Annotated in this window: 8 protein-coding genes; all 8 read left to right on the plus strand. The window is 42.1% G+C overall.

Annotated elements, in window-relative coordinates; all coding sequences use genetic code 11:
* Positions 1-34: 34 nt before the first annotated feature.
* Complete coding sequence (locus ACH2DQ_RS26385) at positions 35-1,444, plus strand: ABC transporter substrate-binding protein (RefSeq protein ID WP_394912944.1); 1,410 nt, start codon at positions 35-37, stop codon at positions 1,442-1,444.
* Positions 1,445-1,506: 62 nt separating this feature from the next.
* Positions 1,507-2,373 carry a carbohydrate ABC transporter permease gene (locus ACH2DQ_RS26390; protein ID WP_394912945.1) on the plus strand — a complete coding sequence of 289 codons (867 nt, stop codon included), beginning with the start codon at positions 1,507-1,509 and terminating at the stop codon, positions 2,371-2,373.
* Entirely contained in the window at positions 2,370-3,212 is an 843-nt protein-coding gene (locus ACH2DQ_RS26395) for a carbohydrate ABC transporter permease (protein WP_394912946.1), read from the plus strand. Before ACH2DQ_RS26390 ends, ACH2DQ_RS26395 begins: the two co-directional genes overlap by 4 nt.
* Before the next feature lie 157 nt (positions 3,213-3,369).
* Positions 3,370-4,899 carry a response regulator gene (locus tag ACH2DQ_RS26400; protein WP_394912947.1) on the plus strand — a complete coding sequence of 510 codons (1,530 nt, stop codon included), beginning with the start codon at positions 3,370-3,372 and terminating at the stop codon, positions 4,897-4,899.
* A 6-nt stretch (positions 4,900-4,905) separates the two neighbouring features.
* A complete protein-coding gene (locus ACH2DQ_RS26405) occupies positions 4,906-6,666 on the plus strand; it encodes a sensor histidine kinase (protein WP_394912948.1) in 1,761 nt (586 codons plus the stop codon).
* Positions 6,667-6,706: 40 nt separating this feature from the next.
* On the plus strand, positions 6,707-9,748 hold the full coding sequence (locus ACH2DQ_RS26410; protein WP_394912949.1) for a glycoside hydrolase family 2 TIM barrel-domain containing protein: 3,042 nt from the start codon (positions 6,707-6,709) through the stop codon (positions 9,746-9,748).
* A gap of 276 nt (positions 9,749-10,024) precedes the next feature.
* A complete protein-coding gene (locus tag ACH2DQ_RS26415; RefSeq protein ID WP_394912950.1) occupies positions 10,025-10,726 on the plus strand; it encodes a lantibiotic protection ABC transporter ATP-binding protein in 702 nt (233 codons plus the stop codon).
* Positions 10,726-11,358: lantibiotic immunity ABC transporter MutE/EpiE family permease subunit (locus ACH2DQ_RS26420; protein WP_395028658.1), on the plus strand; the 633-nt coding region annotated here is incomplete at its 3' end. The genes ACH2DQ_RS26415 and ACH2DQ_RS26420, both read left to right, overlap by 1 nt.

The raw sequence follows: 11,358 nt of genomic DNA on the forward strand, positions 1-11,358 counted from the left end.
GACAATAAACCAAATAAAATCAGGAGGATATGAAATGAAGAAGAAAGTTTTAGCAGCATTATTAGCAGGAACTATGGTACTCAGCCTGGCTGGATGTTCAGGAAGCGGAGCTGAGACAAAGGGAACGGAAGCCGGAACCACGGCAGCAGAGGAAACAACAGCAGAGACTTCAGCCGCAACTACAGAAGCAGCAAATGATACGGAGACTGCAGGTGAGACGGCAGGAGATACCCAGGCTGCATCAGGAGAAGAAAGCAAAATTACAATTTGGGCATGGGACGAGTCATTTAATATTGTGGCTGCCAATCAGGCAAAAGAAATTTACCAGAAGAGCCATCCGGATGCAGAAGTAGAAGTTGTAACTATGGCACAGGATGATATCGTAGCGCAGCTTAATACCAGCCTTTCAGCCGGAACTTATGACGGACTTCCTGATATTGTGCTGATTGAAGATTATAAGATTCAGGGTTATCTCACATCTTATCCGGATGAATTTGCTGATCTGACAGATGTTGCAAGCCCGGAAGACTTCGCGGCTTATAAAACAGGTGTGAACCAGATGGATGGAAAAATGCTGGGTATACCATTTGATTCCGGTGTGGCAGCTACTTTTTACCGTACAGACCTGATCGAGCAGGCAGGTTATACAAAGGAAGATATGCAGAATCTGACCTGGGATAAATATATTGAAATCGGTAAAGCAGTTAAAGAAAAATGCGGCGTAGATATGTGCACCATTGATCCAAGTGATATTGGACAGATCCGTATGATGATGCAGAGTGCCGGAACCTGGTATACAGATGCAGAAGGCAAAGTTGATTTCAAGGATAACCAAGGGTTAAAAGATGCAATTGGCGTTTACAAAAAGCTGGTTGAAGCCGGAATTACAAAACAGACTGCAGACTGGGATCAGTTCGTAGGATCCTTCAATAACGGTGAAGTAGCTTCCGTAGTAACCGGATGCTGGATTGCTCCTTCCATCCAGAAGGCAGAAGACCAGAGCGGCAAATGGGCAGTGGCACCATTCCCGAAAATGGATGCAAATGCAGAATCTGTAAATGCTTCTTCTATCGGAGGTGCAGGCTGGTATGTTCTGAAAAATGTAGGCAACGAGCAGGCAGCAAAAGATTTCCTGAAAGAAACATTTGCATCTAATGTTGACTTAATGAACCAGCTGGCAGCTGACATTACCCTGGTTAGTACTTTAGACGCTGCAGAGTCAGCAGAAAACTACTCCAAGGGAAGCGATTTCTTTGGCGGACAGGAAATATTCAAAGATTTCTCCAAATGGACACAGGAAGTACCATCTGTTAACTACGGTCTGCATACCTATGCACTGGAAGATATCATGACAGAAGCACTTCAGGCTATTGTATCAGGAGCAGATATAGATTCCACATTGTCTGATTACCAGACTCAGGCAGAAGCAGCAGTAGCACAATAATAAAGAAGGTAGAGTGGGGTGCTGCATTGTTCAGCACCCCATTTTCAGGAAGGTAGAAGGTCATGAAGAAAAAAATTGACAGAAGATCCTGGGCATTTATTATTCCCAGCGTAATTCTAATAGCGGCATTCGTATTCTATCCGATGGTGCAGGCATTTGTTACTTCTCTGCAGACCGGAATGGGAAACAATTTAAGATTTGCAGGAGCGGCGAACTACAAGCGGCTGCTGACAGACTCTACATTTGTCAAGGCATTGTGCAATACAGTGATGTATCTGGTCATTCAGGTGCCGGTTATGATTATTCTGGCCCTGGTGATTTCGTCAATGCTCAATGATAAAAAATTAAAAGGAAGAGGTTTTTTCAGAACTGCAATTTTCCTTCCCTGTGTTACTTCCCTGGTAGCATATTCCATTATATTTAAAAGTTTATTTGCAACAGACGGCTTTGTCAATATCATGCTCATGAATCTGCATTTTATATCAGAACCCATATCCTGGATTACCCACCCGGTATTTGCCAAGGTCCTGATTATCATCGCCATTACCTGGAGATGGACCGGTTATAATATGGTATTCTATCTGTCTGGACTTCAGGGAATAGACGATTCGATTTATGAAGCGGCAGCAATTGATGGCGCAGGCGGATTCCAGAAATTTAAATCCATTACTTTACCGCTGTTAAAACCAATTATTTTATTTACAACGATTAACTCTACGATCGGTACACTGCAGCTCTTTGATGAGACGGTAAATATTACAAACGGCGGTCCGGCAAATGCCACCATTACCATTTCCCAGTATATTTACAACCTGTTATTTAAATATCAGCCAAACTTTGGATATGCAGCGGCAGTATCCTATGTAATCGTGTTATTAATTGTAATCTTGTCCATAATTCAGATGAAAGTAGGTGACGATAAAGAATGAGTAAAAGATCAAAGGTAATCAGAAGTATTGAATATGTAATTCTCAGCATTTTGTCTATTGTATCCATTTTCCCGTTTTTTTGGATGATAATAGCAGCAACTAATAAATCAGTGGATGTAACAAAAGGAACCTTAATGCCTGGCAGCTATTTTTTTGAAAATTTAAAAGCGGTCCTTCAATCGGATTTGAATTACTTAACGTCTTTTAAAAATTCTCTCATTATTGCAGTTGTAACTACTGCAGTTGCAATGATTGTATCGTCTGCAGCGGGATATGCATTTGAGATATACAAGTCAAAAGTAAGAGACCGGATTTTTAATTTTATCCTCCTGTCCATGATGGTTCCTTTTGCAGCGCTTATGGTTCCGTTATTCCGTTTGTTTTCCAATTTCAAAAATATTCCGGTACTGAAATTTCTGGCACTTAATACATCGGGGTCGGTTATTATCATTGCAGTGGCAACGGCTTTCCTGATCTTCTTTTTCCGTCAGAATACCAAGACATTTCCAAAGGAACTTGTGGAAGCAGCCAGAATTGACGGTTTGGGTGAAATGGGCATTTTCACAAAAATATATATGCCAACCATGAAATCTACTTATGCAGCTGCTGTTGTAGTAACCTTTATGACAAGCTGGAACAATTACCTGTGGCCGTTGATTGCTTTAAAAGGCGAGAACAGAACACTGCCGCTGATCATATCTGCAATGGGTTCTTCTTATACGCCTGATTATGGAATGATGATGACCGCAGTTGTCATGGCAACAATTCCAACCGCATTGATCTTCTTCCTGATGCAGAAGCAGTTTGTTGCAGGTATGACAGGCTCCGTAAAAGGATGATCAACTCTTAGACTCCATAAAATAAAATCAAATGATAAATACATATTCATTTTTATGGTTTTATATATTATACTGAAATAGTTTTAAATAAACATGATAGCGTCACCCTGTGTTAATACTGAATGGGAGGGCGCTTTCATTTACAGGGGGGAAAGTTGTGAATGATTACTGCAAAATCTTAATTATAGACGATGAATATATCATGCGTCAGGGTATTAAGCATATGCTGGACTGGGAGAGACAGGGCTTTCAGATCGTCGGGGAGGCCGCAAATGGTAAAGAGGGGCTGGAACTTCTGGCAAGCCTGCATCCCCATATTGTATTATGTGATATTGTTATGCCCCAGATGGATGGGGTTGATTTTTCCAAAGTAGTTCAGAAAATCTATCCGGAAATCCAGATTATTATCCTTAGCAGCTACGATAATTTTAATTATGTAAAGGGCGCTCTGCAAAACGGTGCTGTGGACTATGTTTTGAAGCCCACTTTAAATCCTCAGGAATTGCTTGGAGTTTTAAAGACAACGGCAATGAGAATACCAGGTATGATTCTGATGAAGGAAGAGGGCGTAAGTCTTGAGAAAAGCCTGGAGGATTACTTAATGGGCAATTCAGAAGAGTTTGCAGGACCTGAGATTGTGGAACGCTTTCCTTATACATTTTACCGGGTATTTGGCATGTGTATCCGCCAGAGAAATTTAAAAGGACAGGATATTTCATCTATCCTGTATGAAAAAGCAATGGATTATATGAAGGACTGCAAATATGCATATATTGCGGTGCTGCTTCGTGAGGAAACGCTCTGTGTCGTACTTAATTTCCGTGCGGGAGACAGGGATGACATCGTACAATTCATGGACAGGCTGACCGGGCAGATGACTGTTTTCCACAGCCGGATCTACGGTGTGCTAAGCCATGAATTCTCCACACGTTCTATGATTAAGGAAATCTATGACGGAATAATTTTACCGGAGGCGGACAAAGCCTTTTATTACCAGGGTAAAAATCTCCGGATTATAGAAGAAAAAAAGACGGCAGTTCAAATGCCTAAATTTGATTTTAACTGGTTTTCCAAGTATCTGGATGAAAAAAGGTACCGGGAAGCACTGGATTTACTCTATGGATATGCCTGTGAGGGAATGAAGGCCTGCATGGAGGAATTCCGGTTTAAAAACCAGATTAAAAATATGATATTCAGCTTGATTGATGCAATGGATATGAGCCGCAACCGAAAAGAAGAGATGCGCTACCGATATTTCAAACAGATTGACAGTACGGTATACGTGGAGGAATTCAGCAATGTTCTGGATGAGATTCGCAAGGAATTAAACCGGGAACTGGTGGAAGGCACGCCGGAAGATGATTACCGAATCCGGCAGATTCTCCAGTACATTGCCCAGAACTACACACAGGATCTGGACCTTGCGGAGATAGCAAAGGTATTTAATTTCAATTATTATTATCTTTCTGCATATTTTAACCAGCACATGGAAGCCGGTTTCAGTGAGTACGTCAACAGTATCCGTATCAAACAATCCTGCAGGCTGCTGCGGGAAAAAGACCTGAGTATCTCCCAGGTAAGCAACGAAGTTGGATATTCCGATCCAAGTTATTTCTGCAGGGTATTTAAAAAGGTTACGGGTGATACACCGTCCACATGGCGGCGGAGCCACAGACAGGAGAGGTGATTTCCAATGAAGAAACTGCATCTGAATAGTACGGTGGTCAAAATATTATGTACGGTGATACTGGGCATTGTTTTTGTTTCCTTTGCGGTATCGGCATTTGTGATCCATCTGTCCGAAAATATATTTATTGATACATATGGGAAGTCCCAGGAGCGGGTTTTCCGGCAGGTAGAAAAAGAATTAAATGACTGTCATGAGAAATTTATGAAAGTGGCGGCGTCCATTGATTCCAGCTGGGCATTCCGCCGGTATTTTGATGATAAAGAGATGGACAAAAAGAGCGAATTCCAGACAGTCTACCAGATGCAGAGAGACTTAAAGCAGGCGCTGGGGTCTGATTTGTCGGATGCAAGCGTCATGATCGTCGGCATTACCGGGAAGAGCTATCTTAACCAACAGGAAAATTTAACCACACCCATAAGTGAGATTATGGAGAATGATTTGTCGAAACGGGCGTTGGAAAATCCAAAGACCATTCAGTATCAGTATTTTGAAAGAGGTCTCACGTCCACCTCAAAAGGAGGACAGGCGCTGATTGGGGCAAAAGCCCTCACCTATCTGGAAAGCAGCATGCCTTATGCTATTGTTTATTTTACAATGCGGGAACGGGATATTAAGGATTATTATGATTATTTTACCGGTGATACTACGGACTTTTATCTGACAGACCGGGATCACAGAGTCGTTTCTTCCAATAGAAGTGAATCCATCGGAAATATTCTGGATAAGGGATGGGTAACTGACAGGGATGACCAGTACCTGCGCAGCAATTTTAAGGACAACAAAAGGGTATATACCATATTGAAGACGAGTCTGCCCTATTTTGGCTACTCTATTTATGGCGTGATTGATAATGCAAAAGCCCTTGATAATCAGTACAATATTGGACAGATGGCATTGATTTGTCTGGGAATTGCATGCGTGGTTCTTATATTTATCATCATTATCACCAGACAGATTACCCGTCCCCTTTCTATTATGGCAGGGAAAATGTCGGAGATAAGAAAAGGTGATTTCGGGCAGTATATGGAGGTAAAGGGCACAGAAGAGATAAGGGAACTGGCTACTACCTATAATTTCATGCTGGATGACCTGAAACGGTATATTGATGAACTCATGCGAACCCAGGAGGAAAAGCGGCGTTCGGAGATCAAGGCACTGCAGATGCAGATTAATCCCCATTATATTTATAATACCCTTGCAAGCATTAAATGGCTGATCTGGCAGGGAGAAGCAGGGAAATCCTCCCAGACCATTGACGCATTTATTAAGCTTCTTCGTAATACCATCAGCGATACCAGTGAATGTATTACTATAGAGCAGGAGATTGAAAATCTTAGAAATTACGTCCTCATTAACCAGACCCGGTATGGGGATCAGGTGCAGGTCGCATATGATGTTACCGAAGAATGCATGAATTGTATGATTCCTAAAATGCTCTTGCAGCCGTTTATCGAAAATGCTTTTTTCCACGCCTTTCCGTCGGGCAGAAATGGAAATATCAGGGTCTGTATACGGAGAGTGGAAAAGGATCTGAATATTGAAATCACAGACGACGGCGTAGGAATGAAGAAAAGCCGGGTACTGAGCCTGTCAAGCGGACACGATAAATCGGAACATTTTTCCGGCATTGGTATCAACAATGTAGATGACCGTCTAAAACTTCTGTACGGTGCAGATTATGGTTTGAATATTCTCAGCCAGGAAAAAGAAGGAACTACCGTCATTATCAAACTGCCGGTGCAAAATGATCTGGCAGCAGTATAAAAACATGTAAGCATGATTCGAAATTAAGGAGGATATTACAATGAAAGCAGATTTAGCATGGCTGGAAAACCCGGAAGTATTTCAGGTGAACCGTCAGCCGGCGCACTCAGATCATATATTTAATGTTAAGGGGGAAAGTACAAGGATTTCCCTAAACGGAACATGGAAATTTTGTTATGCGGAAAACCCATCACTGCGTCCGGTTGATTTTTATCGTTTGGATTATGACTGTTCCGGTTTTGGCGATATTCAGGTGCCGGGCCATATACAGCTTCAGGGCTATGACCGCTGCCAGTATATTAATACTATGTACCCCTGGGATGGACAGGAGTTTCTGCGTCCGCCCCACATTTCCGAAAATTACAACCCCACAGGGTCTTATGTAAAGGAGTTTTTGGTGGAAGAAATGCCGGAAGGCAGGATGTATCTTTCTTTTCAGGGGGTCGAAACTGCTTTTTACCTCTGGGTAAACGGAAGCTTTATCGGATACAGTGAAGATACATTTACCCCTTCGGAATTTGATATCACGGACGTTATTTCTGTTGGGATAAATAAAATTGCAGTGGAAGTCTATAAACGCAGCAGTGCCAGCTGGATAGAGGATCAGGATTTCTGGAGATTTTCAGGAATCTTTCGGGATGTCTACCTCTACAGCACTCCAAAGCTTCACATACGGGATCTGTTCGTAAACGGGGAGCTGATTCACGGATACCAGGATGGAAAGCTGAATATCAGGCTCACCATGCAGGGAGATGAAACCGGATATATAAGGGCATATCTGAAAAGATACGATGATGTTGTGTGGTATGAAGAAATCAGTAAAAAGTCCCTGATAGTAGAGACAGAAGCCGAAATTCCATCTGTACAGCCGTGGAGTGCGGAGATTCCGGATCTCTATACCCTCTATCTGGAGGTCTATGATCAGAAAGATCATTTGGTGGAGTCTCTAACCACAAAAGTCGGATTCCGCAATTTTGAAATGATTGACGGCATTATGTGTATTAATGGAAAGAGAATTATTTTCAAGGGAATAAACAGACACGAGTTTAATCCCAGAAGGGGAAGAAGTGTGACAGAAGAGGATATGCTCTGGGATATCCGATTTATGAAACAGTACAATATCAATGCGGTACGTACCTGTCATTATCCCGATCAGACCAGGTGGTATGAGCTATGTGATGAATATGGGATTTACTTAATTGATGAAATGAATCTGGAGAGCCACGGATCCTGGCAGAAAATGGGGGCGTGTGAACCTTCCTGGAATGTACCGGGGTCCCGTCCGGAGTGGGCCGGATGCGTCATGGACCGGGCAATATCTATGCTGGAAAGAGATAAAAACCATCCCTCCATCGTTATCTGGTCCTGTGGAAATGAGTCTTATGCAGGCGATGTGCTGGCTTCTGTCAGCGAATATTTTCATAAGGCAGACCCATCCAGGCTGGTGCATTATGAAGGTGTGTTCTGGAACCGGGATTACGATTACATCAGTGACATGGAGAGCCGCATGTATGCTAAACCGGCAGAAATAGAGGAATACTTAAAAGCAAACCCAGCCAAACCCTATATCAGCTGTGAATACATGCACGCAATGGGGAACTCATTGGGCGGCATGGAACTCTATACGAAGCTGGAAGATAAATATCCCGGTTATCAGGGCGGCTTTATATGGGATTATATCGATCAGGCGGTTTACCGGACGCTGGATAATGGAAAGGAAGTGCTGGCATACGGCGGTGATTTTGACGACAGGGCAACGGACTACTGCTTCTGTACCAACGGCATTGTATTTGCTGACCGCGTTCCCTCACCCAAAGCCCAGGAAGTAAAATTTCTGTATTCCGATGTAAAAATCCATGTTTGTAACGGAGAGGTAACCATCCACAACCAGAGCCTGTTCCGGAATACAAATGCCTATAAATTCCGCTTCATGCTGGAAAAAGAGGGAATATGTATTGCAGAATCACAACCGGACATCTGTGTGGAGCCGGGACAGAAGACAAGCCTTCCATTTGGGAATGAAATTCCGAAGGAACCGGGGGAATACTGCTGTACGGTTTCCATGGTGCTGGCACAGGATACGCTGTGGGAAAGCGCCGGATACGAAGTGACATTCGGGCAGGAAACGGTCAGGGTGATATTGGAAGCGGATCAGAATGAGGATACAGGGGCGGATTCAGGAAAGGACCGGCATAACGCGATCGGAAATACGTTAGAAGTTATTCATGGGGATGTAAATGTAGGAGTCCGCACAAAAACATGTTTTGCCATGTTTTCAAAACAGGAAGGTGGAATCATTTCCCTGGTATACAGCGGTAAAGAATATATCACCCGTGTACCAAAGCTGTCTTACTGGAGAGCGACAACAGACAACGACAGAGGAATGAAGACGGAAGCTTTGTTAAGCCAGTGGCAGGCAGCGAGCCTGGGGCAGAGATATTTAGACAACAGATTTGAAATGGAAGAAAGTGAAGAAAAGGTTACCCTAACGTTCTTTTATGAAGCCGGAAGTATTCCCAAATTCACTTCCAGTGTAGTATATACCATGCATGCAGACGGAGTACTTGAAGTCACCATAACCTACCCGGGAGTGGAAGAAATGCCGCCTCTCCCTCTCTTCGGAATAGACTTTAAGTTAAAGGGCAGGCTGAACCAGGCAGTATATCTGGGAAAAGGTCCAATGGAAAACTATCTGGACCGTAAGGCAGGAGCTAAAAAGGGCATCTACCGCACAACGCCAGAACAGAATCTAACTCCCTATCTGATCCCCCAGGAATGCGGCAACCGCACCGGTGTTAGCTGGCTAAGTGTCACCGATGACCAGGAGGAAGGCATTGAATTTATAGCATTGGATGGAGATTATGAATGCAGTGTTCTGCCGTACAGTGCTTATGAGCTGGAAAATGCCATGCATTTATACGAACTGCCTTCTGTCAATTATACCTGGGTTCGTCTGATTGCAAAACAGATGGGCGTGGGAGGAGATGACAGCTGGGGTGCGCCGATTCATGATGAATATTTGATTAATGCGCAAGAACCACTTACTTTAAGGTTTGCTGTTAAAGAGCACTTGTCAAAGTAAAAAGTCCTTCATAAAATAAAAAACGAACTACCCTGTTAGCGAAAACAGGGTAGTTTTTTTCAACCCTTGCACAGATAGAAAAATTTTCGGTAAGCAGATGCTTCTTTATAATTTCCTTAAAAATGGCGGTTACCATAGCTTTAATAAAACAAAGGAGTAACCACGATGGAATGGACACAGCACAAACTGCCCCCTTAATGCAGTCAGGCTGCAAGTATTTATGTCAGGCTGTTTTCTGGATTAGGTTATCAACGATATGAAATGGAGGAAATTAGAATGCAGGAGTATATGATACAAACTCAAAATGTATCTAAAAAATATAAAAAAGCATATTCAATTAAAAATCTGTCTATGTCGGTAAGAAAAAATACGGTATACGGTTTATTAGGACCAAATGGTGCGGGTAAATCTACATTATTAAAAATGATTACGGGGAATATCAGATCAACCTCAGGAAAAATACTGTTTAACAATCACCCCTGGACCCGAAAAGATTTATGGAACATCGGTTCATTGATTGAATCACCGCCGCTATATGATAATTTAACGGCATTTGAAAATTTAAAAGTGCGTGCAACTCTTCTGGGCATTAAAACGGATAAATGTAATGAAGTTTTACAAAGAATAGACTTGGCCGATACCGGAAATAAAAAGACATCCCAGTTTTCCCTGGGAATGAAACAGAGACTAGGCATCGCATTAGCACTTCTTAATGATCCCGAATTATTAATTTTAGACGAACCTGCTAACGGATTGGATCCTTTTGGTATAGAAGAACTGAGGGAGATGATTGGAACATTTGTGGAGTCCGGCATTACTGTTATTATTTCAAGCCATATTTTAAGCGAAATACAACAGGTTGCCGATGATATAGGAATTATTTACAATGGATCTCTTCTCTATCAGAACTCTATTGATGCTAACGAAAATCTGGAGCAATTGTTTATGGACATTGTCAGAAAGGAGCGTGATGCCTGATGCTACGAACATACTTAGAAGCAGAAATTCTAAAATTTAAACGATCCCTGTTTCGGAAACTGATAGTATTCATACCCATAGCTTTAATTTTAGTATCTGTGATATTTATATTTATTGGTATTGGTTTAGGCGGTTTTTCAAGCTCTGTTGTCAGCAACTGGTGTATGCCTCTTGGGTCCATTACGATTGTGTTTTTATGTCATTTGGCTAATAAAAAAGATCAAAAACACCAATACCGGACGCTTTATAGCCTGCCCATTAACTTGAAGAAGGTATTTATTTCTAAAATAATTCTGATTGCATTTAATATGTTAATGATATCCTTATTACTTACTTTTATCACAGTGATATCTGAAGGCATAGGGACCGGTTTTTCATCTGCGGTCAGTAATGCGGGATATTTTATTTTAGCATACTGCTTATTGTGGCTTTCTTTATTATGGCAGATTCCTTTTTGTTTATTTTTAGTTCAAAAAGCAGGATTTGCTGCTACTGTGATCATTCATTTATTTGCCAGTGCGTTAAGTGGTCTGTTTTTTGCTTTAACACCTATATTCTGGCTTTTTCCCTATAGCTGGACGGCGCGGTTTATGGTTACATTTTTTGGGGTTTTGCCAAACGGGCTGTTGGTT

It is taken from the genome of Robinsoniella sp., from assembly GCF_034124845.1.